22 protein-coding genes are annotated in these 25090 nt (G+C 61.5%); 14 read left to right on the top strand and 8 right to left on the bottom strand.

The features are described from left to right. The first annotated feature begins 19 nt into the window (after positions 1–19). From AC1Q6I_RS28645 to AC1Q6I_RS28635, 3 genes are all read left to right on the top strand, one after another. On the top strand, positions 20–2137 hold the full coding sequence (locus AC1Q6I_RS28645; protein ID WP_102625316.1) for a TonB-dependent receptor family protein: 2118 nt from the start codon (positions 20–22) through the stop codon (positions 2135–2137). 390 nt (positions 2138–2527) lie between these two features. Continuing rightward, positions 2528–3070 (top strand): sigma-70 family RNA polymerase sigma factor, encoded by a 543-nt coding sequence (locus AC1Q6I_RS28640; protein WP_024076097.1) that lies wholly within the window; start codon positions 2528–2530, stop codon positions 3068–3070. After that, the gene (locus AC1Q6I_RS28635) at positions 3067–3999 is read left to right on the top strand and encodes a FecR family protein (RefSeq protein ID WP_102625114.1); all 933 of its coding nucleotides are present in this window, start codon (positions 3067–3069) and stop codon (positions 3997–3999) included. The genes AC1Q6I_RS28640 and AC1Q6I_RS28635 overlap by 4 nt, the downstream gene beginning before the upstream one ends. A 1-nt stretch (position 4000) precedes the next feature. Here AC1Q6I_RS28635 and AC1Q6I_RS28630 read toward each other — a convergent pair whose 3' ends face one another. Further along, the gene (locus AC1Q6I_RS28630; protein WP_024076095.1) at positions 4001–5818 is read right to left on the bottom strand and encodes a sigma-54-dependent Fis family transcriptional regulator; all 1818 of its coding nucleotides are present in this window, start codon (positions 5816–5818) and stop codon (positions 4001–4003) included. Positions 5819–6277: 459 nt separating this feature from the next. Between AC1Q6I_RS28630 and AC1Q6I_RS28625 the strand changes: the two genes are divergently transcribed. The 6 genes from AC1Q6I_RS28625 (at position 6278) to AC1Q6I_RS28600 (ending at position 12332) form a co-directional block, all read left to right on the top strand. After that, positions 6278–7372 (top strand): ABC transporter ATP-binding protein, encoded by a 1095-nt coding sequence (locus AC1Q6I_RS28625; RefSeq protein WP_024076094.1) that lies wholly within the window; start codon positions 6278–6280, stop codon positions 7370–7372. Then, positions 7372–8469, top strand: a complete 1098-nt coding sequence (locus AC1Q6I_RS28620; RefSeq protein WP_102625115.1) for an ABC transporter ATP-binding protein — start codon at positions 7372–7374, stop codon at positions 8467–8469. Before AC1Q6I_RS28625 ends, AC1Q6I_RS28620 begins: the two co-directional genes overlap by 1 nt. Beyond that, on the top strand, positions 8466–9332 hold the full coding sequence (locus tag AC1Q6I_RS28615; protein ID WP_024076092.1) for a carbohydrate ABC transporter permease: 867 nt from the start codon (positions 8466–8468) through the stop codon (positions 9330–9332). The genes AC1Q6I_RS28620 and AC1Q6I_RS28615 overlap by 4 nt, the downstream gene beginning before the upstream one ends. Before the next feature lie 10 nt (positions 9333–9342). Further along, complete coding sequence (locus tag AC1Q6I_RS28610; protein WP_003174634.1) at positions 9343–10143, top strand: carbohydrate ABC transporter permease; 801 nt, start codon at positions 9343–9345, stop codon at positions 10141–10143. A gap of 10 nt (positions 10144–10153) precedes the next feature. Next, positions 10154–10426 carry a DUF2160 domain-containing protein gene (locus tag AC1Q6I_RS28605; protein ID WP_102625116.1) on the top strand — a complete coding sequence of 91 codons (273 nt, stop codon included), beginning with the start codon at positions 10154–10156 and terminating at the stop codon, positions 10424–10426. A gap of 163 nt (positions 10427–10589) precedes the next feature. Beyond that, complete coding sequence (locus tag AC1Q6I_RS28600) at positions 10590–12332, top strand: ABC transporter substrate-binding protein (protein ID WP_024076091.1); 1743 nt, start codon at positions 10590–10592, stop codon at positions 12330–12332. A 336-nt stretch (positions 12333–12668) separates the two neighbouring features. On the opposite strand, the gene potE is transcribed toward AC1Q6I_RS28600, so the two are convergent. Next, positions 12669–13997, bottom strand: coding sequence for a putrescine-ornithine antiporter (potE, locus tag AC1Q6I_RS28595; RefSeq protein ID WP_102625117.1), 1329 nt, complete (start codon positions 13995–13997; stop codon positions 12669–12671). Between the two features lie 163 nt (positions 13998–14160). Then, the gene (locus AC1Q6I_RS28590) at positions 14161–14592 is read right to left on the bottom strand and encodes a hypothetical protein (RefSeq protein WP_102625118.1); all 432 of its coding nucleotides are present in this window, start codon (positions 14590–14592) and stop codon (positions 14161–14163) included. A gap of 165 nt (positions 14593–14757) precedes the next feature. Between AC1Q6I_RS28590 and AC1Q6I_RS28585 the strand changes: the two genes are divergently transcribed. Continuing rightward, positions 14758–15771: an ABC transporter substrate-binding protein gene (locus AC1Q6I_RS28585; RefSeq protein WP_024076088.1), complete on the top strand. Its 1014-nt coding sequence runs from the start codon at positions 14758–14760 to the stop codon at positions 15769–15771. A gap of 126 nt (positions 15772–15897) precedes the next feature. On the opposite strand, the gene AC1Q6I_RS28580 is transcribed toward AC1Q6I_RS28585, so the two are convergent. Next, complete coding sequence (locus AC1Q6I_RS28580) at positions 15898–16686, bottom strand: AraC family transcriptional regulator (RefSeq protein WP_024076087.1); 789 nt, start codon at positions 16684–16686, stop codon at positions 15898–15900. A gap of 86 nt (positions 16687–16772) precedes the next feature. On the opposite strand from AC1Q6I_RS28580, the gene AC1Q6I_RS28575 reads away from it, so the two are divergent. The 4 genes from AC1Q6I_RS28575 to AC1Q6I_RS28560 all read left to right on the top strand — a co-directional run bounded on the left by AC1Q6I_RS28575 (position 16773) and on the right by AC1Q6I_RS28560 (position 21209). Beyond that, positions 16773–17771 carry a bile acid:sodium symporter family protein gene (locus AC1Q6I_RS28575; protein WP_024076086.1) on the top strand — a complete coding sequence of 333 codons (999 nt, stop codon included), beginning with the start codon at positions 16773–16775 and terminating at the stop codon, positions 17769–17771. Between the two features lie 500 nt (positions 17772–18271). Continuing rightward, positions 18272–19462, top strand: coding sequence for a sugar transporter (locus AC1Q6I_RS28570; RefSeq protein WP_024076085.1), 1191 nt, complete (start codon positions 18272–18274; stop codon positions 19460–19462). Positions 19463–19620: 158 nt separating this feature from the next. Next, positions 19621–20316 (top strand): hypothetical protein, encoded by a 696-nt coding sequence (locus AC1Q6I_RS28565; protein ID WP_024076084.1) that lies wholly within the window; start codon positions 19621–19623, stop codon positions 20314–20316. Further along, entirely contained in the window at positions 20313–21209 is an 897-nt protein-coding gene (locus AC1Q6I_RS28560) for a hypothetical protein (RefSeq protein WP_102625119.1), read from the top strand. The genes AC1Q6I_RS28565 and AC1Q6I_RS28560 overlap by 4 nt, the downstream gene beginning before the upstream one ends. A 10-nt stretch (positions 21210–21219) precedes the next feature. On the opposite strand, the gene tal is transcribed toward AC1Q6I_RS28560, so the two are convergent. Genes tal through AC1Q6I_RS28540 form a run of 4 tightly spaced genes read right to left on the bottom strand, consistent with a single transcriptional unit; the run spans position 21220 to position 24742 of the window. After that, a complete protein-coding gene (gene tal, locus AC1Q6I_RS28555) occupies positions 21220–22143 on the bottom strand; it encodes a transaldolase (RefSeq protein ID WP_024076082.1) in 924 nt (307 codons plus the stop codon). Positions 22144–22167: 24 nt separating this feature from the next. Then, positions 22168–23121, bottom strand: a complete 954-nt coding sequence (locus AC1Q6I_RS28550; RefSeq protein ID WP_102625120.1) for a sugar-binding transcriptional regulator — start codon at positions 23119–23121, stop codon at positions 22168–22170. 45 nt (positions 23122–23166) lie between these two features. After that, positions 23167–23967, bottom strand: coding sequence for an SDR family oxidoreductase (locus AC1Q6I_RS28545; RefSeq protein WP_069076475.1), 801 nt, complete (start codon positions 23965–23967; stop codon positions 23167–23169). Between the two features lie 10 nt (positions 23968–23977). Then, positions 23978–24742: an SDR family oxidoreductase gene (locus AC1Q6I_RS28540; protein WP_102625121.1), complete on the bottom strand. Its 765-nt coding sequence runs from the start codon at positions 24740–24742 to the stop codon at positions 23978–23980. Positions 24743–25090: the final 348 nt, after the last annotated feature.

The raw sequence follows: 25090 nt of genomic DNA, 5'->3' as shown, positions 1-25090 counted from the left end.
CGAATTCAAAGGACTCCCCATGCTTTTGCGTCAACCTCCGCTGCTGTTTGCCGCCTTGACCCTCACTTCACTGGTGCAAGCCGAAGAACTGCAACTGGCTCCGGTCGAAGTCACCGGCGGCGAAGCCAGCGCGGGCGAAGTGGCTCAGGCGCAGCTCAAGAGCGTGCCTGGCGGCACCAACTACATCGACATGAACAGCGTGCAGCAGGGGCGGGTGAGCACCAATGAAGACGTGTTCAAGTACCAGGCTGGGGTGTACGCCAAGGTGGCCAATAACGAAGGCGTGAAGCTGTCGATCCGTGGCTCGGGCCTGAATCGCAGCCCGGGTGCCCATGCCTCGGGGCTGTATGAAATGTTCGACGGCTTGCCGCTCACCGGGCCTGGCGGTACGCCCTATGAACTCAAGGACCCGCTGTGGCAAAGCCGTGTCGAAGTGCTGCGCGGCGCCAATGGGTTCGATCAAGGCGCATTGGCGCTGGGTGGTTCAGTCAACTATGTGACCCGCACCGGCTACGACGCGCCCAAGTTGCAAGTGCGCTACGAGGCGGGCAGTCGCGGCTATGGCCAGCGGGAGATCAGCTCGGGCCAGGTGCTGGGGGACGCCGACTACTACATCAGCCTCACCGGTTCAGAGTCCGACGGTTACCAGCACCAGAGCACCGGCAGCGGCAAAGGGGTCGCGGCCAATTTCGGCTATCGCTTCAACCCGGACCTGGAAACGCGCTTTTACTTCCGTTACCGCGAAACCACCAATGAGACGCCCGGCAAGCTTACGCGCGACCAGATCAACCACGATCCGCGTGCCGCCAACAGCCTTAACGCCGCCCGCGATTCGAAGCGCCTGCAACCCGGCTCCACCTGGATCGCCAACAAAACCACGCTGCAGTTGGACGATACCTCGCGGCTCGAAGTCGGCCTGGCCTACCACGACTACCCCATGGACCTGCGTGAAGGCACCAATCGCCTGAAAGTCGCCTACACCGATATCAGCAGCACCCTGAAATACATCCGCCAGGACACGCTGTTCGGGCATGCCAGCACCACCACCCTCGGCCTGCGCACCACCCAGGCGATGCCGAACAATGGTGCGTCGGAATACGTGCGAACGCCCGCTGGCAATACGGCCACCTTTGCCCCCGGCACCAAGACCCGCGACTACAGCTACCTGGGCTCCGACACCGTGCTGCACCTCGGCAACGAGCTGGAACTGGTCCCGGACCTGTGGCTGACCACTGGCCTTGCCGCGATCTACACTCGCCGCGAAACCCAAGTCACCTATCCCGAAGGCCAGGCACCGCTCAGTCAACATGACTGGGACTACGCGCCACGCATCGGCCTGCGTTATGACTTCAACCCGCAATTGCAGGTGTACGGCAACCTGAGTCGCTCGGTCGAGCCACCCCATGCCTGGTCGATGATCTGGGGGTCGAACAAATACTTCCCCGCAGGCAGTGGTGCGGCCACAGGTTTGCAACGCGAAGGCGTGAATCTGAAAAACCAGACCGCCACCACGCTGGAAGTTGGTGGGCGTGGGGAGGCAGGGTTCGGCCAGTGGGACCTGGCGCTGTACCGTTCCGAAGTGCGCCACGAACTGCTCACCGTGGAAACCCAGGCGCAGACCTCGACCCGCAATGCCATCGTCGCAGAGTCCAATGCCAGCCCCACCGTGCACCAGGGCGTGGAACTGAGCCTGCTCAGCCCGTTGTGGGACGGTGGCCGCAACGGCGCGCTCGCCCTGCGCCAGGCGTATACCTTCAGCGATTTCCACTACCGCGACGATGAGCGCTTCGGCGACAACACGTTGCCGGGCATCCCCAAGCACTATTACCAGGCACAACTGCGCTACAGCCATCCGACCGGCTTCTACACCAGCCTCAACACCGAGCATTCCTCACGGGTGGCGGTGGACTACGCCAATTCCTACAACGCCGCCGCCTATACCTTGCTGGGTGCCACCGTTGGCTATGACGCGCCCAAGCAGGATTGGCAGGCCTGGGTCGACCTGCGCAACCTCACCAACCGGCGTTACGCCAACACCGTCACGCCCGGTTACGACGACAAGGGCCTGGACGTGGCCCGATCCACACCGGGCGACGGGCGTGGCATCTATACCGGGGTGTCATGGAGCTGGCGCTAAGAGTGCAAACATGGGGGAGGCCCATGCCCCGGTTAGAAATGTAAACGATGTCCCCGGTTTGTAACCTCGCATAAACCATTCCAGTCGACCGCATTCTTGTGGCGAGCGGCCTTGTTGTGGCGAGCGGGCTTGCCCCGCGTTGGGCTGCGAAGCAGCCCCAAAACCAGGCGATTCAATATGCCTGGATAAACGCGGTGGCCTTATTGGGGCTGCTGCGCAGCCCAACGCGGGGCAAGCCCGCTCGCCACAGAGGTCCCCGTCGCGCTTAGTGCAGCCACCCACATTGGGTTCGCGGTGCTTTTAGAGAGTGTGAGCCCCCTTGCCCCGATATCGTTTTACTGGCATTGTTTGCGCAATTGGTAATATTTCCCATTTGAGAAGTTTTTGCGCATGCATGACATTCCGGCCGCGCTGGGCGATTCAGTGCGTCAGCAAACCCTTACGGCAATGTACAGCGAGCACCACGGCTGGCTGCATGGCTGGCTGCGCAAAAAACTCGGTTGTTCCCAGCACGCTGCCGACCTGGCGCATGACGCGTTCATCCGCGTACTGATGCTGGCCGAGCCGCAAAACATCAAGGAACCCCGTGCGTTCCTTGCGACAACGGCGGGGCGCCTGTTGATCGATGGCGCGCGTCGCCGACGTATTGAAAAAGCCTACATGGAGGCCCTGGGAATCCAGTGCGAAGAGGCAGGCATGCCCGATCCGGCCGCGATCCACGTGGCGCTGCAAGCCCTGGAGCGCATCGCCGAGATGCTCGCCGGCTTGCCCGCCAAGGCGCGCGAAGCCTTCTTGTTGAGCCGCCTCGATGGGCTGACCTACAACGAGATCGCGACCCGCCTGGACGTATCCCCCAGCACCGTCAAAAACTACATCTCCACGGCGCTGGTGCATTGCTACCACAGCCTGCATGCGGCAGACCCATTGGCATGAGTTCCGAGCAGATCATCCAGCAGGCTGCGAACTGGCTGACGCGCCTGCACGACGAAGATGTCAGCGACACCGACCGCCAAGCCTTCAATGCCTGGTGCCAGGCCGACCCTCGCCACGCGGTGGCCATCGAACGCATGCGCAGCCTGTGGGGCAGCCTCGACACCTTGCCGGCGCAACCGGCGCGGATTGCCTTGAACCGCGCATTCGCCCCGCAACGCGCGCGCGGTGCCCAGGTGGTGGGCTTGCTCGGCGTATTGCTGTGTGGCTGGCTGGGCCTTGAGCACTTGCCGGTATGGATGGCCGACCAACGCACCGGTGTCGGTGAGCGCCGTCAAATCGCCCTGGAAGACGGCAGCCAATTGCAGCTCAACAGCAACTCGGCGGTCGACGTGAAATTCGACGGCCACCAGCGTGTGATCGAATTGCTGCAGGGCGAGTTATGGGTGGACGTGGCCAAGGATGCGCAGCGGCCGTTCGTGGTGCGTACCGATCAAGGTACGGCGACCGCACTGGGTACGCGTTATATGGTCAAGCGCGCAGCGGACGGCACGACGGTAGTGACGGTGATCGAATCCACCGTGGCGGTCAAAGGCGAGGGCGCAGACAGCGTGAAAGTCGCTGCTGGCCAGCGTTCGATCCTCGACCACGGCCATGCCCAGGCCGCGCAAGCCATCGCCAACACCGACCCGGACGCCTGGACCCGCGGCCTGCTCAAGGTCAACGACCAACCGCTGGGCGAGGTGCTGCAAACCCTGGCCAGCTATCGTCATGGGGTGGTGCGCTTCGATGCCCAGGCCCTGCGGGATGTGCGAGTGTCTGGCGTATTCAAGCTGGACGACAGTGCAGCCGCGCTCTCAGCGCTGGCGGACAACCTGCCGATCCGGGTGGAGTACTTCACGGATTTGCTGGTGGTGGTCAAACCTCGCTAGCTCAGGCTTCGTTCTGCCGCAGGCGCTTGTACAAGGTGTTGCGGCTGACTCCCAGCTCCCGTGCCAGGTGGGAAATATTCCCGCCTGCTGCCTTCAGGCGTTGCTTCAGGTCGAGGGTCTCATCCAGGTATTCAGTGGCCGGCAGCGGTGCCGTCAGGTTCAAATCCACAAAAAAATCGTCCGGCAGATGCTCCGCGCGGATCGGCTGTTCTTCGGCCATGGCCAGGGCCACCTGCAACACGCTGCTGACCTGGCGTAAATTGCCCGGCCAAGGGTGCTGCTCGAACAGCGCCAGCACCTCGGGACTGAGCCCGGCCCACTGGGTCGGCTCGCGATGCTGCTGCCATAGCTGTTGGAACAGCGCGCGCTTGTCGGTGCGCTCGCGCAGGGGCGGTAGTTCCAAGGTCAGGCCACCGATGCGGTAGTACAAATCCTCACGAAAACGCCCGGCCTGCACAAGCTCTCGCAGTGCGCGGTTGGTGGCGGAGATGATGCGCAAGTCCACCGGGAACAACTCGCTGCTGCCCACGGGTTGCACGCAACGTTCCTGCAATACCCGAAGTAGACGCGCCTGGGTCGGCAGGGGCATGTCACCGATTTCATCGAGAAACAGCGTGCCTTTGTCGGCCTTGCGAATCAGGCCGATGCTGCCTTTCTGATTGGCGCCGGTGAACGCGCCTTTTTCATAGCCGAACAGTTCCGATTCCACCAGCTCTGCCGGAATGGCTGCACAATTCACCGCGATAAACGCCTGCCGGCTGCGCGAGCTGGCCTGGTGCAGGGCTTTGACGAACACCTCCTTGCCCACCCCGGTTTCACCGTGGATCAGCAGCGGGATATCTTTTTCCAGCAGCCGCTCGGCCTGGCGTACGGCTTTTTCCACGCGGGCTTCACCGAAATGCAAGGTCTTGAGGCCCATCGCGACGGGCTTGGGCGGTATCGGTTCGCTGAACACGCGCGCCTGCACCGGCGTTTGCTTGGGCCGTTTCAACACGCATTGGAAGCGATTGCGTCCCGCCGCCTGCAACGAGAACGGCAACCCCTCCGGCTGATTGAGCAATTCCAGCAACGACACCTGGAACAAACTGTCGATCATCACCCGCGACAGGCTGATGCCCAGCAGGTTGTCGGCGCGGCGGTTGGCCGAGAGCACTTGGCCGCTTTCATCGAAGATCAGCAGGCCGGCCCACTGGCTGTCGAGGTTGCTCAGGCCAGTATTGAAGGTCAGCTGAAAATGCTCGCCGCGAAACAGGTTGAGGATCAGCCGGTTCTCCACGGTCTGGCTCATCATCTTGACCATGCCCAGGGTGTGCGAGGGCGGCAGGTAGCTGTCGCTGGACACATCCAGCACGGCGATGATTTCACGCTGGGCATCGAAGATCGGCGCCGCGGAGCCGGTCATGAAACGGTTGGCTTTCAAGAAGTGTTCATCGTGCTCGATATGCACCGCCTGGGCACAGGCCAGCGCCGTGCCGATGGCATTGGTACCGCTGGAGCGCTCCATCCAACTGGCGCCAGCGCTGAAACCGCGGGCCAGCTTGGGCTCGATAAAGCGCTGGGTGCCCCACGAAGTCAGGACCTGGCCCTGGTTATCGGCCAGCATGATCAGGCAGTTGGAGTTGCTGAGGATGTTCTCGTAGTAGGGCAGCACTTCCTGATGAGTGGTCTGTACCAGGGAATGCTGGCTTTCCAGCAACTGGCTGATGCCTTCGGCGGGGAGCTGGTCGAAGCTGGGGGGGCTCTGGTGGTCCAGGCCGTACGCACGGCAGCGGCGCCAGGATTCCTGGATTAAGGTGTCGTGAGCCAAGGGTTCGGCCATGGGGCGACCTTCTTTTTATTGTTTTGGGGTCTTGCACTATTTACCCGATGCAACGGGGACAAAATGGGGGAGGGGGTAAGCCCTAAGGCTTTTTTGTAGGAGCGAGCTTGCTCGCGAAGAACTCACAGGCGCCGCGTTGATTCAGGAAACACGCGTGATCGTTGAGGTTTTTCGCGAGCAAGCTCGCTCCTACAGAAGGCCATGTACGCTTAACTGACTGGCAGCCCCCTCCCACATTTGACCTGTGTCGATCGTTCCATCGGGTTCAAAGAGTGTTGTTCATAACTGTTCATTGTCAACCCCAGGATTGTTCAATTGTTCAGCCCGATCTGTTCATTTTTGTTCGTTCCTGAACATCACGTTCAGCCCACTGCCTTGTGAATCAAGCACCTGCCGTCTTGGCATGAAACTCGCTCTGAGGACTGGCCAGATTCATTCCAATAATAAAAAGGGCGTGTCATGTCATTGACCCTGGAACATGTCTCCCGCGTTGTCGAAGGCCAGACCTGGATCGACGACGCCAACCTGCGATTCGAAGCCGGTTCCTTCAACGTCCTGCTGGGCCGCACGCTGTCCGGCAAGACCAGCCTGATGCGCCTGATGGCCGGCCTGGACAAGCCCGACAGCGGCCGCATCCTGATGAACGGCGTGGATGTCACCCACAAACCGGTGCGTCTGCGTAACGTGTCGATGGTGTATCAGCAGTTCATCAACTACCCGACCATGACCGTATTCGAAAACATCGCCTCGCCGTTGCGCCAGGCCGGTGTGTCCGACGAGCTGATCCAGAGCAAGGTGCTCGAAACCGCCAGGATGCTGCGCATCGAGAAATTCCTCCAGCGTCACCCCTTGGAACTGTCTGGCGGCCAGCAGCAACGCACGGCCATGGCCCGCGCCCTGGTCAAAGACGCCGAACTGATCCTGTTCGATGAACCGTTGGTGAACCTGGACTACAAACTGCGTGAAGAGCTGCGTCAGGAAATGCGCGAGCTGTTCAAGGCGCGGCATACCATTGCCATCTACGCCACCACCGAGCCCAACGAGGCGTTGGCCCTGGGCGGCACCACCACGATCCTTCACGAAGGCCGAGTGATCCAGAGCGGCAGGGCCGCCGAGGTCTATCACCAGCCGCAAACCGTGCTGGCCGCCGAGCTGTTTTCCGAACCACCGATCAACCTGATGCCGGGGCGTATCAGCGGTAACGAGGTGAGCTTCGCCAATTTCGTGCACTTTCCGTTGAATGTCGACCTGCGCCCCATCGGCGAAGGCGAGTTCCGCTTTGGTGTGCGCCCCAGCCATATCAGCCTGGTACCGAGCAACGACGATGACCTGGAGTTGGCGGTGACCGTGGAAGTCGCCGAGATCAGCGGTTCAGAAACGTTCCTGCATGTGCGCAGTGAACACTTCCTATTGGTCCTGCACCTGCCGGGCGTGCATGAGTACGACGTCGACGCGCCGATCCGCGTGTATATCCCCACCCATAAACTGTTTGTGTTCGATGGCCAGGGCCGTTTGGTCCAGGCCCCCGGGCGCCGTGTCGCGAGGGTTGCCTGATGGCCGAGATCCATTTGCAGAACCTGGCGCACAGCTACAGCCCTACGCCGGCCGGTCCTGAGGACTACGCCATTCGGGCAATGAACCACGTGTGGGAGCAGGGGGGTGCCTACGCCTTGCTCGGGCCGTCGGGCTGCGGCAAATCGACCCTGCTCAATATCATCTCCGGGTTGCTCAGCCCCTCGGAGGGCCAGGTGTTGTTCGACCAACAGGTGGTCAACGAGCTGACGCCGGAGAAACGCAACATCGCCCAAGTGTTCCAGTTCCCGGTGGTCTACGACACCATGACGGTGTTCGACAACCTGGCTTTCCCCCTGCGAAACCAGGGTATGGCCGAGGCGAAAATTCACAGCAAGGTGCAGGAAATTGCCGAAGTCCTCGACCTGCAAAACCTGCTGAGCAAAAAGGCGCGCAACCTCACTGCCGACGAAAAGCAGAAAGTCTCCATGGGCCGTGGCCTGGTGCGCGATGACGTATCGGCGATCCTCTTCGATGAACCGCTGACCGTGATCGACCCGCACCTCAAATGGAAACTGCGGCGCAAGCTCAAGCAGATCCACGAGCAGTTCAATATCACCATGGTCTACGTCACCCACGACCAGCTGGAGGCGTCGACCTTTGCCGACAAGATCGCGGTGATGTACGGCGGCCAGATCGTGCAGTTCGGCACGCCACGGGACCTGTTCGAACGGCCGAGCCACACCTTTGTCGGCTATTTCATCGGCAGCCCGGGGATGAATCTGATCGAAGTGCAGGCCGAAGCCGGCGGGGTGCGTTTTGCCGGTACGTATCTGCCGTTGTCGGAGGCCTTGCAGCAGCGCATTTCCGAAACGGACTACACGAAGCTGCAGGTCGGCATCCGCCCGGAATTTGTCCATGTGTGGGATGAGCACAACCCTGACGCCCTGCAGGCCGACGTCACCCATGTGGAAGACCTCGGCACCTACAAGATCGTGACCCTCAACCTCGACGACGCCACCCTGAAAGTGCGTCTGGCCGAAGACAAACCGGTGCCGGAGGGCAGGGCGTCCATCAGCTTTCCCGCGCAGTGGCTGATGGTGTATGCCGACGACTACCTGCTGGAGGTGCTGCCATGAACAAGGTGCAGAACAACAAGGCCTGGTGGCTGGTGTTGCCGGTGTTCCTGCTGGTGGCGTTCAGCGCGGTGATCCCAATGATGACCGTGGTCAACTATTCGGTGCAGGACATCTTCGACCAGTCCAGCCGCTACTTTGTCGGCGCCGACTGGTATAAACAGGTGCTGCTCGATCCGCGCCTGCATGACTCGCTGTTGCGCCAGTTCATCTACTCGGCCTGCGTGCTGCTGATCGAAATCCCCCTGGGCATCGCCATCGCCCTGACCATGCCGACCAAGGGCCGCTGGTCGTCGCTGGTGCTGATTATCCTGGCCATTCCCTTGCTGATCCCATGGAACGTGGTCGGCACCATTTGGCAGATTTTCGGCCGCGCCGATATTGGTTTGCTCGGCTACAGCCTCAATGCCCTGGGCATCAGCTACAACTACGCGGCCAATACCCTGGACGCCTGGGTCACGGTGCTGGTGATGGACGTATGGCACTGGACGTCGCTGGTCGCGCTGCTGTGCTATTCGGGGCTGCGGGCCATCCCAGATGTGTACTACCAGGCGGCGCGGATCGATCGCGCATCCGCCTGGGCGGTTTTCCGACATATCCAATTGCCGAAGATGAAAAGCGTGCTGCTGATCGCGGTGATGCTGCGCTTTATGGACAGTTTCATGATCTACACCGAGCCCTTTGTCCTCACGGGGGGCGGGCCGGGTAACGCCACTACCTTCCTCAGCCAGACGCTGACCCAGATGGCCGTAGGCCAATTCGACCTGGGCCCGGCCGCGGCGTTTTCCCTGGTGTATTTCCTGATCATCCTGTTGGTGTCCTGGTTGTTCTACACCGCCATGACCCATTCCGACGCCAACCGCTGAGGTCGCCAGCATGAGCAAGCGCAAAGTCATCCCCCTGCTGATTTATATCCTGTTCCTGCTGGTGCCGATCTACTGGCTATTGAACATGTCCTTCAAGAGCAACACCGAAATCCTCGGCGGGCTGACGCTGTTTCCGCAGGACTTCACCCTGGCCAACTACAAGGTGATCTTTACCGACCCGAGCTGGTACACCGGTTACCTCAACTCGCTGTACTACGTGAGCCTGAACACGGTGATTTCACTGAGCGTGGCGTTGCCGGCGGCCTATGCTTTCTCGCGTTACCGCTTCCTGGGTGACAAGCACCTGTTCTTCTGGCTGCTGACCAACCGCATGGCGCCACCCGCGGTGTTCTTGCTGCCATTTTTCCAGCTGTATTCGTCCATCGGCCTGTTCGATACGCACATCGCCGTGGCCTTGGCCCACTGCCTGTTCAACGTGCCGTTGGCGGTGTGGATCCTCGAAGGCTTCATGTCTGGCGTGCCCAAGGAAATCGACGAAACCGCTTACATCGATGGCTACAGTTTCCCCAAATTCTTCGTGAAGATTTTTATCCCGCTGATCGGCTCCGGCATCGGCGTCACGGCGTTTTTCTGCTTCATGTTTTCCTGGGTCGAACTGCTGCTGGCGCGCACCCTGACTTCGGTCAACGCCAAGCCCATTGCGGCGGTGATGACGCGCACGGTGTCGGCGTCGGGGATCGATTGGGGCGTGCTGGCGGCGGCGGGGGTGTTGACCATCCTGCCGGGCATGCTGGTGATCTGGTTTGTTCGCAACCACGTGGCCAAGGGCTTTGCCCTGGGCCGGGTCTGAGGAGTCGATGATGGAATGGATGGCCTGGACCACCCCTACGGCGCTGTTCTTTGGCGGCATTGCCCTGATCCTGGCGGGCATGACCACCTGGGAACTGCGTTCGCCGAGTATCCCTCGGCGCGGTTTGTTGCCGATCAGCACCACCCGTGGTGATCGCTTGTTTATCGGTCTTCTCGCAAGCGCCTACCTGCACCTGCTGGTGATTGGCGTAACCGACTGGAGCATCTGGGTGGCGTCCGCGCTCTCCCTGGTATGGCTGTTGAGTGTGATGCGTTGGGGCTAGTGCCTCGACACCTTGTAGGAGCGAGCTTGCTCGCGAAAATCGCCAACGATAACGCGGGCATTCTGGATGTACGCGGTGTCGTCGGGTTTTTCGCGAGCAAGCTCGCTCCTACAGGGGGGCTGTGGCGTTTGTAGTCCTTTTTGAAATTAACCAGGAGGTCTCTATGTTGAATAAAAACAATAAGCTGCGACATAGCATTTCATTGGCCGCCGTACTGGCCCTCAGCGGTTTGAGCGCCACGGCCTGGGCCGATGCGTACGAAGACGCGGCGAAAAAATGGATCGGCAGCGAGTTCAAACCCTCGACCCTCACGGCCGACCAGCAGCTTGAGGAACTCAAGTGGTTCATCAAGGCTTCGGAACCGTTCCGTGGGATGAAGATCAACGTGGTGTCGGAAACCCTCACCACCCATGAGTACGAGTCCAAGGTGCTGGCCAAGGCCTTCAGTGAAATCACCGGGATCAAGCTGACCCACGACCTGCTGCAGGAAGGCGACGTGGTGGAAAAGCTGCAAACCCAGATGCAGTCCGACAAGAATATCTATGACGGCTGGGTCAACGACTCGGACTTGATCGGTACGCACTTTCGCTATGGCAAGACCGAATCGATCACCGACCTGATGGCCAACGAAGGCAAGGCCTTCACCTCGCCGACCCTGGATATCAAGGACTTTATCGGCATCTCCTTCACCACTGCGCCGGACGGCAAGATCTACCAGTTGCCCGACCAGCAATTCGCCAACCTCTATTGGTTCCGCGCCGACTGGTTCGAGCGTCCGGAACTCAAAGCCAAGTTCAAGGAGAAGTACGGTTATGACCTCGGCGTGCCGGTGAACTGGTCCGCCTATGAAGACATCGCCAAGTTCTTCAGCGAAGACGTCAAGGAAATCGACGGTAAGCGCATCTATGGCCATATGGACTATGGCAAGAAGGATCCGTCCCTGGGCTGGCGCTTCACCGATGCCTGGTTCTCCATGGCCGGCGGCGGCGACAAGGGCCTGCCCAACGGCTTGCCGGTGGATGAGTGGGGCATTCGCGTGGAGGACTGCCACCCGGTGGGCTCCAGCGTGACCCGTGGCGGCGATACCAACGGCCCGGCCGCCGTGTTTGCCACGCAGAAATACGTGGACTGGATGAAAGCCTACGCCCCCCCGGAAGCGGCGGGCATGACCTTCTCCGAGTCCGGCCCGGTGCCGTCCCAGGGCAATATCGCCCAGCAGATCTTCTGGTACACCGCGTTTACCGCCGACATGACCAAGCCGGGCCTGCCGGTAGTGAACGCCGACGGCACGCCGAAATGGCGCATGGCGCCATCGCCGGTCGGGCCGTATTGGGAAAAGGGCATGAAGAAGGGCTATCAGGACGTGGGCTCCTGGACCTTCCTCAAGTCGACGCCTGAGAAGCAGAAACTTGCGGCCTGGCTCTATGCTCAGTTCGTGACCTCGAAAACCGTGTCGCTGAAGAAAACCATCGTCGGCCTGACGCCGATTCGGGAATCCGACATCAACTCCCAGGCCATGACCGACCTGGCGCCGAAACTCGGTGGCCTGGTTGAGTTCTACCGCAGCCCGGCCCGGGTGGAATGGACCCCGACCGGCACCAACGTGCCGGATTACCCACGCCTGGCGCAACTGTGGTGGAGCAACATCGCGGCCGCCGCCAGCGGCGAGAAAACCCCGCAACAGGCGCTGGATAACCTGGCCAAGGAGCAAGACGCGATCATGACGCGCCTGGAGCGCTCCAAAGTGCAGCCGGTATGCGGCCCGAAAATGAACCCTGAGCGTGACGCGCAATACTGGTTCGACCAGCCGGGCGCGCCGAAACCAAAACTGGCCAACGAGAAGCCTAAAGGCGAGACCGTGGCCTACGGCGACCTGCTCAAGCAATGGGAGGCCGCGCGTAAATAATCATTCCGGAACACGCGGTAAAAACGGTGGAAGGGGGCTTGCCCTCGATGAGGGCGTGTCAGTCACCTATTGGTTAACTGACCCGGCGCCATCGGGGGCAAGTCGAATTGTCGCACCGCCCCTCCCACATTTGGATCTGCATATATCCGGTAAATTTCGGTCTGGTTTTGTTCTGTCTTTTGCTGCCTTGGAACCGACCGATGTTGTGGCTGGTGTACTCGGTAAAAATGTGGGAGGGGGCTTGCCCCCGATGGCGGAGTGTCAGCCAACACACCTGCCAACAACACCACCGCCTTCGAAGCCTCGCTAAAGCTCGACATCTCCCACAGGGGATCGTCAGGCCTCGGGTGGATCTGCTGGTTCCCCAACAAACCGCTTGGCCAGAAACCCATACAACAGATACCCCAGCGCCAACACCAGCATCGCGCCAAACACCGGCGCTTCCCCGCATGCGTAAATCGCATACAGCGAATACCCCACGGCTACTACGACCACCAGCGTGTTCCGCGCCTGTACCGTCGCACTGGCGCGCGCCTTGTGCATCATCACCAGCAAGCCGCTGAGGGCGGTCACGTAGGGCACCAGGTTGGTCACCACCGCCAGGTTCACCAGCTTGCTGAACTGCGCACTGGCGCTGGGCGAGATGGTCGACAAGGCGATCAGGCTTTGCAACGTCGCACAGGCCAGCAGCCCCAGCACCGGCGCATTGGCCTGGGTGACCCGGCTGAAAAAGCGTGGAAACAGGCGTTGGTCCGCCGACATCTTGGCCGTCTGCGCCAGGGTGAATTGCCAACCCAGCAGCGAACCGATGCAAGCCACCACCGCCAGCGCCATGATCAGCTTGCCCACCCAGGGGCTGAACATCTGCGCATAGACCAGCGCAAACGGCGCGGAGGAGGCGGCCAGCTCAGCGTTGGGGACGATGCCCTGGATCACCGACGTCGACAGCACATACACCACCGCGACCCCCAGCGTGCCCAGCAGGCACGCCAGCGGTACGGTGCGCTCGGGGTTCTCGACCGCGTCATAGCCTTGGGCGGCCGACTCCATGCCGAGGAAGGCCCACAGGGTCAGGGGAATACTCGCGCTGACGGCGTCCCACAGGTAGCGTCCGTGCGGGTTCCATGCCGCGGTGAACACCTCGGCCCGGAAATAGAACCAGCCGATCACGCACAGCCCCGCCACCGGAAGGACCACGCCCCACACCGTCACCACGCCGATGCGCCCGGTGATGCGTGGGCCGCCGAAGTTGGCCGCGGTGGTCAGCCAGATCAACGCCAGGCTGCCGATAAACAACGGCATCGGCCCACTGCCCAGCCAGGGGATAAACGCTGACAGATAACCCACCGCTGAAATCGCAATCGCCACATTGGCGATGATCAGCGAGAGAAAATACAGGAACGAACACATGAAGAACCCGGACTTGCCGTGGGCCTCTTCGGTGTAGGCCGACATGCCGCCGCTGCGCTTACAAAAAAGCCCGCATTGGGCAAAGCCGTAGGCAATTGCCATCGAACCGACCGCCGTGACACCCCACGACAGCAACGAAATGGCCCCCAATTGCGCCATGCTGGCCGGCAACATGATGATGCCCGAGCCCATCATATTGATCGCGACCAGGGCGGTCAGGCCCAGCAGGCTCATCTTTTTACTGGGTGTGGACATCGGTATTCCTTGGGGTTGAATAGCGAGCACTGTCGTTGTGGCGAGGGAGCCATGGTTTGGACACATTCGGCGCGTCCTTTGGCCTGCGTCAACCTCCGCGCCTGTCATACTGCAATGGACTCAGGTGGGGCGCCCCCTTGGTCGGTGGTTCGGGGCCTCGGGATCAGGCCATCGTCTGTGGCTGGAGGCGCCATTCACCTTCCAGGTCCTTGACCAAGCCACTGGCCAGGAACAACGGGACCAAACGCCTGTGCAGTGGCGGTTCGACAAACTCATTCACCGTCTCCACTGCCAGCACCCCACTCAACGGCAGCTCGGCCTTGGTGTAGGACAACCAGGCTTTCTTGAGCATCAACAGCACATCACTGCCGGCCGTGGACGCAAAGCGACGGTGGGTCGGCTTAGCGTCGAAGGTGAACGTGTGTTGCTGTTCATAGCTGCTTTCATCGCCGCCACTGGCCGCACACCGTACGCAGGTGCACGGGCCATCGCCAAATGCGCTGCGCAGGTAGGCGTTGAAGTCCACCACGGGCTTGAGTGACAGGCGCTTATCCACCTCGAACAGGTCCCCGGTCATTTTTTCGTCAGTGTTCAACGTCCATTTCCTCGCAGGTATCAGGCGGCTTTTCAAAGCGCGGCACAATAGCAGCCGGGCGCCGATTTGGGGATGATTTGCATAACAATAGATCGCGATATTCTTTTGCGCTCTTAAAAACCGCCGCTAGGCTTCATCACCTCCTCGAAAACGCGGCAGCCCTCCATGACTTTCAAACGTTCCTCCCTGACCCTCCTGGCCGCATCCCTGGCCGCCGCCGGTGCGTTACTCAGCCCCGGCGCCCAGGCCGAAGGCAAGATCAGTATCGCCCAGCAGTTCGGCATCGGTTACCTGATCCTTGATGTAGTGCGCGACCAGCACCTGATCGAAAAACACGGCAAGGCACAGGGCCTGGATATCCAGGTGGAATGGAACAGCATTTCCGGCGCTACGGCCATGAACGAATCGCTGCTGGCCGGCGCGCTGGACGTGGTGTCGGCCGGTGTGCCGCCGATGCTCACCCTATGGGACCGCACCCAGGGCAAACAGAACGTCAAGGCCATCGCCTCCCTTGGTTCGATGCCCAACTACCTGCTGTCCAACAACCCCAAGGTCAAGACCCTCAAGGACTTCACCGAGAAAGACCGCATCGCCGTGCCCGCCGCCGGCGTGGGCTTCCAGTCGCGCACCTTGCAGATCGAAACCGCCAAGCAGTTCGGCGACGCCCACTACAAGAAATTCGATGACATCTCCATCAGCCTGGCCCATCCCGACGCCACGGCGGCGCTGATTGCCGGCGGTTCGGAGATCAATTCGCACTTCTCCAGCCCGCCGTTCCAGTACCAGGAACTGTTGAACCCCAACGTACACAAGGTGCTCAGTTCCTACGACATCCTTGGCGGTCCGGCCACCTTCAACGTGCTCTACACCACGCAGAAATTCCACGACGAGAACCCCAAGACCTACAAGGCGTTCTATGACGCCCTGGCGGAGGCGGAGACGATCATCAAGGCTGACAAACCGGCGGCGGCCAAGGCGTATATTCGCGTCGAGCAATCCAAGCTGCCGTTGGACCTGGTGGAGAAAATCGTCCAGGACCCGGAAATCGACTTCACCATCGTGCCGCAGCGGACCTATATTTATGCCGAGAAATTGCATGAGCTCGGCGTGCTGAAAAACAAGGCGGCGAGCTGGAAAGACTACTTCTTCGAAGAGGCCCACGGCGGCAACGGCAGCTGAACGTCGATCCCCATTGGAAGTACGGTCAACATTGTGGGAGGGGGCTTGCCCCGATAGCGGTGGGTCAGCTACAGATAAGCTGACTGTTCCACTGCCATCGGGGGCAAGCCCCCTCCCACATTAGTGTCAGCGGAAGAATTCACCGGGTGTGGCATCGAACTGCTGCCGAAACGCGTTGATAAACGCCGAGGTGGACTCATAGCCACAGCTCAACGCCACATCTGTGACCCGCTCGCCTTGCTCCAAGGCGGGCAGGGCGCTCAATAACCTTAAACGCTGGCGCCAGGCCCGAAACGTCAGGCCGGTGTCACGCACGAACAAGCGGCTCAGTGTCTTTTCACTGACCCCCAGCTTCCCGCTCCAATCGCCCAATGTCGTCTGCTGTTCCGGGTGCAGGTTCAAACTGCGATAGATCTGGCGCAACCTGGGGTCGAGGGGCAATGGCAGCATCAAATCCACTTGGGGCGCCGCCGCCAATTGATCCAGTATCACCTGGGCCAGGCGACCATCGGGGCCGTCCTCGGCGTATTCCACCGGCAACGCGCTGAAGCTGCGAATCAGCTCACGCAACAGGCTGCTTACCTCCAGCACCTGGCAACGTTCGGCGGCCCAGGCGGTGACCCGGCAATCCAAGTAGAGGCTGCGCATCTCGGTGTGGGGGGAGCTGTACACCCGGTGCGGCATGCCCGCCGGAATCCACACCGCGCGCTGAGGCGGCGCGACGAAACGGCCGGCGCTGGTCTGGATCTCCAGCACCCCGGAAATCGCGTAGGACAATTGCACCCACGGGTGGCTGTGCCGACGGGTGAGGGCGCGATTGGGCAGCGATTCGGTACGCCCATACACCGGCCGTGGCAGGCTGGAAAGCCCGGGCACGCTGCGGCGCACGGTTTTGTCATGTCCTTTAGGCGGCATTTACTGGCTCATTGGCGTTAGTCGGTAACAAGGCGTTACGTTAGAGTCGCGGTGACGCTCTTGGCAACCCCCGGAAGATCCTGCTTATGACTCGCCCCCGTTTTCTGCCTGACAACTTCACATTGACGCTGATCGCCACGGTGATCCTCGCCTCCCTGCTACCCGCCAGTGGCCAGACCGCCGTGGCCTTCGGCTGGGTGACCAACCTGGCGATCGCGCTGCTGTTTTTCCTGCATGGCGCCAAACTGTCGCGCCAGGCCATCGTCGCCGGGGCGGGCCACTGGCGCTTGCACTTGCTGGTATTCAGCCTGACTTTCGTGCTGTTCCCACTGCTGGGCCTGGCGCTCAAGCCGGTGTTGTCGCCGTTGATCGGCAAAGACCTGTACATGGGCATGCTTTACCTCTGTGCGCTGCCGGCCACCGTGCAATCGGCGATTGCCTTCACCTCCCTGGCCCGCGGCAATATCCCGGCGGCGATTTGCAGCGCGGCGGCGTCGAGCCTGTTCGGCATCTTCCTCACGCCGTTGCTGGTGACCCTGTTGATGAATGTCCACGGTGAAGGCGGCTCTACGCTCGATGCGATCTTGAAGATCAGTGTGCAACTGCTGCTGCCGTTTATCGCCGGGCAGATCGCTCGGCGCTGGATCGGCGCATGGGTGGGGCGTAACAAGGCTTGGCTGAAATTCGTCGACCAGGGCTCGATCCTGCTGGTGGTGTACGGGGCGTTCAGCGAGGCGGTCAACGAAGGTATCTGGCACCAGATTCCGCTGTGGGAACTGGGCGGCCTGGTGGTGGCCTGCTGCGTGTTGCTGGGCCTGGTGCTGTTGGCGTCCACCGTGTTGGGCAAGGTGTTTGGCTTTAACCAGGAAGACCGCATCACCATCTTGTTCTGCGGCTCGAAAAAGAGCCTGGCGACGGGCGTGCCGATGGCCCAGGTGCTGTTCGCCGGGGCGACCATGGGGGTGCTGATCCTGCCGTTGATGCTGTTCCATCAGATTCAGTTGATGGTCTGTGCGGCGTTGGCGCAGCGCTATGCCAACCGGCCGGAAAGCATCCCGGAAATGATGGGGCAGGTGGATCCGTGATCCCATGACCAGGCGCCGACGAAAATAGCCGCTCGGTCAGCCGTGTCGACATGTGCATCAACATGGGGTCGTGGGTGGGGAATCTTTCCCGGCTGTAGGGCGGCTCAGGTTGTCGGTCAAGGGCCGCTTGAGTTCAGGCGCGCGCTGGCCGGGCACAGGGTGTGCGACAAATGCGCGCAGTGCTGCGGTGATTGACGCGACGGGGAGTCCCCCGCCAGCCGTGGCACTCGCTTCAATGGGCACCGCGCTGCATCGCTGGCCGGCGCCCAGGCGGCCTGTCACGCTGGGCGTTATTACCACCCGCGTTACCCGTGGAGGGGCAAGCTCGGCAAGCCGATGGCGTTGCTCGCTGACGTGATGGCCCTGGCCTCGCCATGAGGGATCGGACGACGAATGCCTGGGATCAGCGTCAACAGCCGCCCGAGAAACCTATAGAATGCTGGGCGGCGGCGCTCCTCCTGGGTGGCCGCTCGATCATCGCCAGAGTGCCGTACCGTTCAATGAGCCTTTCAGCCGCAACCCCCCAAGCCAATTGGCAACCGGTCATCGCCCTGGCGCTGGCCGCCTTTGTGTTCAATACCACCGAATTCGTCCCCGTCGGGCTGCTCAGCGCCATCGGCGCCAGCTTCGACATGCCGATTGCCAGCGTTGGCCTGATGCTCACCATCTACGCTTGGGTGGTGTCGGTGACGTCACTGCCGGTGATGCTGCTGACCCGCAATATCGAGCGGCGCAAGTTGCTGATCGTGTTGTTTTGCCTGTTCATCGCCAGCCATATCCTCTCCAGCGTGGCCACTGGCTTCGGCCTGTTGATGGTCAGCCGTATTGGCATTGCCTTGTCCCATGCGCTGTTCTGGTCGATCACCGCCTCCCTCGCCGTGCGCCTGGCGCCCGCCGGCAAGCAGGTGCAAGCCCTCGGCCTGCTGGCCACCGGCACGTCCCTGGCGATGGTCCTCGGCATTCCCCTGGGCCGCCTGCTCGGTGAAGCCATGGGTTGGCGCACCACGTTCCTGGTGATCGCCGCCTTCGCCGCCGCCCTGGTGTTCTGGCTGGCGCGCACCTTGCCGCTGTTGCCCAGCCAGAACTCCGGCTCGTTGCGCAGCCTGCCACTGCTGTTCAAGCGCCCGGCGCTGGTGGCGCTGTATGTGCTCACTGCCATGACCGTGACTGCGCAATTCACCGCCTACAGCTACATCGAACCTTTCGTTGAAGGCGTTGCGGGCCTGAGCGGCAATGTGGTCACCCTGTTCCTGCTGGTGTTCGGTGGTGCGGGCATCCTCGGTTCGCTGCTGTTCAGCCTGGTACACCGCTTCAACCCCCATCTGTTCGTGATCGGTGCGGTGTTCCTGCTCGCGGCGTGCCTGGCGCTGTTGCTGCCATTGAGTGGTGCGCAGTCGTACCTGGTGGGCCTGAGTGTGTTCTGGGGCATGGCGATCATGGGCTTCGGCCTGGCCATGCAGTCGAAAGTGCTGGTGTTGGCACCGGACGCCACCGATGTGGCCATGGCGATGTTTTCCGGTATCTACAACATTGGTATTGGCGGTGGCGCGCTGATGGGCAGTTGGGTCGGCAGCCAATTCGGCTTCGCCTGGATCGGCGCGGCGGGCGGGTTGCTGGCAGCGGTGGCGTTGATCGGGTATTGCCTGGCAATCAGGCGCTTTGGGCAGGGTGTAGCGCAGACGCCGGCTTGATCGCCGCGGGCGACCATTGGTCGCCTTCGAACACCCACACTGTTATTAAGTTGACGCCATTTTTTCCTGCTTTTAATATCCCCAGCCAATGATGGCATGGTGATGGCATTTGCTCGTCAGACACTGCCGGCAATCCACTCTTTAAAAGGACTTTTCCCGTGGCATTTCGCACGTTCCGAAACTGTATCGCCCTGTTTTTCATCTGCTCCGGCCTGTTTGGTTGCGCAGCCAATATCCAAAAGCCGGTTGAACTCGACACCCAGTTCTGGAACGACAAGAGCCAGACCATTGGTGTGGCCATGACTGCCTTGCCGCCCTCGGAGCTGGTGCTCGGTGGCAATCAGGGGCTGTTGGACCTGGCGATCAACAAGGGTGTCAACAGTAAACTCAGCACCCACGTCAGTACCTGGAAGCTGCAGGACGCCGCAAGTATTCCCGATGAAATCGTCGCCAAGCTGGTGGCCAAGGGTTACAAGGCCAAGCGCGTGGACGAGTCGATCGACCTCGCCAAGTTCAAGGAAACCAAATTCCGCGAAGGCTTCTTCGGCCGTGACCTGACGCCATTGCAAGCCAAGTACGGCGTGGATCGCCTGCTGTTGATCTCCTACACCGCCAGTGGCGCATACCGCACCTACTACAGCGTGGTGCCTACCAGCGTGCCGACCCCGCAAGTGGGCGGTATCGGCCTGGTGGTCGACCTGCGTGACAATCACCTGCTCTGGTACAAGCCGTTTGCCGTGACTCAGCCGGCGCAGGGTGAGTGGGACCAACCCAACTTCAGCAACTTGTCGAACGCCTACTACCAGGCCGTGGACAGCAGCCGTCAACTGGTCATCACTCCGTTCGCCCAATGAAGGTCCTGGGCAGTGCCTTGCTCATTGTCAGCGGCCTGATGCTGGGGGCGTGCGCCCAGCATCCGCTGCCTGAACCGGGCTTCAATACACCGTCCGCGCTGTCTTATATCAATGCCCACGGCGCCAAGGTCGAAGTGCGGTGGCCGGCGCAGGGCCTTGTCACCGCGTCGATGGTGATTGATAGCAAGCGCGCGGCGGACGCCGCTCAAGTCAGTGACAATGTCACCCGCAGCGCGGTGAATGCCGGGGGCGTGGTGGGGTTGTTGATCGCCAGCGCCATTAATACCCAGACCGGCGCGGGTGTGCTCGAACGCGATGCGCGCAATAGTGCGGAACACGATGCACGCCCGATGACGACGCTGCTCGGTGAGCAAAACCTGGAAGCGGCCTTTTCCCGACGCTATCAACAGACCGGCCAGGCGGCTGGCCTGCCTGCGGCACAGGGGCCGGTCAGCGCGCTGGTGCTGGTCGAACCGCAGCTGGTGCTGAGCGCGGACCGGGGCAGCTTTACCCTGGTCAACCGGGTACAGGTCCAGGACATCGCCGGGTCGGTGCTGTATCAACGGCGCATTGAAGTGGTCGGGCAGCCGTTTCGCAGCTGTGGTGCGCAATGCATCGACGATGGCCACCTGGAGTGGGCCAAGGTGAATGAGCAACTCGAAGCCTGCATTGACGAGACCATGCGCGTGCTTGCACAAGACCTGCGCGCGGGCGAGGGGGTGGATGCAGGGGAGCAGACGGTGCGTTACGTGCTGGACGGTCGCCGTGTGGTTGAACGCGGTCGGCTGTTGCCGTCAGCCGGTGTGTATCACCGGTACCGTAACCTGGATGGCGCAATCAAGTCGGTACCGATGCCATTCGAAAACATCGCGGCGCAGGCGGTTTCACCCTGACCGGGCGGGCTTAGAGCCCGCCGAGCAAGGTCTCCAGCTTTTCCTGGTCACGGGCAAACTGGCGGATACCTTCCGCGAGTTTTTCCGTGGCCATTGCATCTTCATTCGACGCCCAGCGAAATTGCGCCTGCGTCAGCCGCTGGCGCGGTTCGCCGTCGGTGCCTGGCACCAGCTTGCGTTCCAGGGTGCCCTGGTCTTCGTCGAGCTTTTGCAGCAGGTCCGGGCTGATGGTCAGGCGGTCGCAGCCAGCCAGTTGTTCGATCTGGCTGAGGGTGCGGAAGCTGGCGCCCATCACCACGGTCTTGATTTCATTGGTCTTGTAGTAGTTGTAGATGCGCGTCACCGACTGCACGCCCGGATCATCAACGCCGGTGTAGTCCAGGCCGGTGTTCTTGCGGTACCAGTCGTAGATACGGCCCACGAATGGTGAGATCAGGAACACGCCGGCATCGGCGCAGGCCACGGCCTGGGCGAAGGAGAACAACAGGGTCAGGTTGGTCTGGATCCCGGCTTTTTCCAGGCGCTCGGCGGTGCGGATGCCTTCCCAGGTGGAGGCCAGTTTGATCAGCACGCGGTCGCGGCCGATCCCGGCCTGGTCGTACAGGGCGATCAACTGGTTGGCCTTGGCCCACAATGCGTCTTCGTCGAAGGACAGGCGTGCGTCGACTTCGGTGGAGATGCGCCCGGGGATCACCTTGAGAATGCCGGCACCCACCGCCACTGCAAAGTGGTCGCAGGCCAGGCCCACGTCACCCTTGGCATGGGCCACGGCGCTGCGCAGCAGCTCGGCATATTCCGGGATGGCGGCGGCCTTGAGCAGCAGGGAAGGGTTGGTGGTGGCGTCGACCGGGCGCAGGCGGCTGATGGCTTCCAGGTCGCCGGTGTCACAGACCACGGTGGTGAATTGCTTGAGTTGTTCGAGCTTGGACGTCATGAGCGGCAGTCTCCAGAATGAGGGTTAGTGGTTCAGCGCCAGGGCGGTGTCGAGGTCGGTGATCAGGATGTCGAGGTAGCCGCCCTTGAGCGCCCCACGAATCGCCTGGACCTTGTTCAACCCGCCGGCGAGGCCGAGCACGCGGTGGATCGAGCGCAGCTTGGGCAGTGCTACCGACACCACGAATTCTTCATCTTCTTCCAGCACCGGCTTGCCCTGGGCATCGAAGTAGCGCAAGCAGATATCGCCGACGGCACCGCGTTCGGCGAGCAGGCGCAGCATGTCTTCGGTGTAGTAGTTGCCGCTGTTGCGCAGCAGCTGCGAGGGTTCCAGGTCGCCGATGCCGACAATCGCCAGGGTGATGCTGTCAAAGCGTTGCAGCACCTCCTTGACCTCTTCCATTTCGATGATGCGCTGCTTGCTTTCCACCGATTGCTCGATGCTCTGTGACGGCAGCAAAAACGCCGGGCAGTTGAGCAGGGTGGCCAGGCGTTGGGTCAGCAGGGTGGCTTCGAAGGCGCCTTTGTTGCCGACGCCGCCCAACAGTTGTACCACTTCCTGGGCGCCTTGCTTGCCCGGTTGTGCATGCAAATGGCCGACCATGGCGCGAATGGTGCTGCTCCACGACGAAATACCGATATGGTCCTGGGGTGACAGGCTGGTCTCCAGGTAATGAGCGGCGGCCGAGCCGATGGCCTGCTTGATGCTTTCATCGTTGCCCGGTTCGGTGGCTTCCACCACGATCACCCGACGCACGCCATAACGGCGCTGCAATTGGGTTTCCAGCTCCAGGTGCAGGCCTTGCAGGCGCATGACCGTGATCTTGACCACGCCTTCTTGCAGCGCCCGGCGCAGGGCGCGGCTGATAAAGGATTGGGACAGGTCCAGCTGGGCGGAAATCTCGGACTGCTTGAGCCCTTCTTCGTAATAGAGGCTCGCGATCTTGGTGATCAGGCGCTGTTCTTCGATCTGGCTCATGAAGGCCTCGGTGGTGAAATCAATGTGGGTGAGGATACCAAACCCTTACGACATGATCAGGCCGCCGTCGATATTGATTGCCTGGCCGGTCAGGTAGGCCGCGTCATCGGAGGCCAGGAATGCCACCAATCCCGCCACGTCCGAGGGTTTGCCGGCTCGGCGCAGGGGGATGTTCTTGACCCACTCGGCCATCAGTTCACCCTTGCCATAGCGCTTTTCATCGGTGCTGAGGATCTCGCCCCATACGCGGTCGTTGTAGTCCCACATCTCGCTTTCGATGATACCGGGGCAGAACGCGTTGACCGTGATGTTATGCCGCGCCAACTCCAGCGCCAGGCTCTGGGTGATGCCGATCACGCCCATTTTGCTCGCGGCGTAGTGCGGGGTGTAGATAAACCCCTGGCGGCCCTGGCCGGACGAGGTGTTGATCAGCCGGCCGCTGCCTTGCTTGACCATGTACTTGGCCGCTTCCCGGCAGCCCAGCCACACGCCGGTGGTGTTGACTTGCAGGACCTTGTCGAAGTCGGCACGGGGCATTTTGTCGTAGTGATCGATGGTGATGATGCCGGCGTTCTGTACCGACACGTCGATGCTGCCAAAGCGTGCGTGGCCTTCGCGGTAGAGCTTTTCGATATCGTCTTCACGGGTGACGTCGATGCCCAGCGCGAGGACATCGACCTGGTATTCCTGGGCCAGTTGGTCGGCGGTGAAGGTCACGCGCTCCAGGTCGTTGGAGGCCAGCACCAGGTTGGCGCCCTCCTGGGCGAAGCGCTCGGCAATGCCGGCGCCGATACCACGGCAGGCGCCGGTGATCACCACAGTTTTACCGCTGAATCGTTGCGACATGAGGGGCTCCTTACCAGCAGACAAAGCCGCCATCGACCAACAGGTCGACACCGGTGCAGAAAGACGACGCCTGGCTGACCAGGAAGATCGCCGGGCCGACCATTTCGTCCACGCTGGCCATGCGGCCCATGGGCGTGGTCTGTTCAAAGATCTTCACCTGGTCGGCGACTTCCGGGCGTGAGTTCATCGGCGTGGCGGTGTAGCCCGGGCTGATGCAATTGACCCGCAGGCCCTTGTCTGCCCACTCCATCGCCAGGCTTTTGCTCAGGTGGATCACCCCGGCCTTGGAGGTGTTGTAGTGGGCTTGCAACAGGCCACGATTGACGATGCTGCCGGACATGGAGGCGATATTGACGATCGCGCCTTTGCCCCGTGGCAACATCACGGCGGCCTGGGCCTGGCAACTGAGGAAGATGCCGGTGAGGTTGATGTCCAGGGTGGTTTGCCAGCGTTGCAGTTCCAGGTCCTCGGCGGCCTGGGCGTTGGCGATGCCGGCGCAGTTGACGGCCACGCTGAGTGGGCCGAGTTCTTGTTCGGTTCGCGCGACCGCTGCATCCAGCGCGGCGCGTTCGGTGACGGTGCCGCTGAGGGCCAGGGCTCGACGGCCCAGGGCCTGGATGCGTTCTACCGTGTTGGCAATGCCGGGGCTGCCCGGAAGATCAAAGCAGGCGACATCCGCGCCCGCTTCGGCGAGCCCGACGGCGATAGCCTGGCCAATGCCGCTGCCGGCGCCGGTGACAAAGGCCACTTGGTCTTGAAGACTAAAAAGCTGCATGAACTACTCCAATCTTGAAATCACAGTGGAACCCCTGTGGGAGGGGGCTTGCCCCCGATAGCAGTGGTTCAGTTACAGATGCATCTACTGACACTCCCTCATCGGGGGCAAGCCCCCTCCCACATTGGGATCTGTGCAGGTGTTTGGTTATGCGGTGGCCATTTCCATTACCGAAACCGGGGTGGCCTCGCCGCGCTCCAGAGTCCCCATTCGCCAAAAGCCACGACTGAAAAGCTGCATGGATAACTCCAATTTTGAAATCACAGTAGATCCCCTGTGGGAGGGGGCTTGCCCCCGATAGCAGTGGTTCAGTTACAGATGCATCTACTGACACTCCCTCATCGGGGG

It is taken from the genome of Pseudomonas sp. MPR-R2A5 (assembly GCF_058793055.1).
The sequence above is the reverse complement of the archived record's forward strand: the minus strand, read 5'-3'. Positions and strand labels throughout refer to the sequence as shown.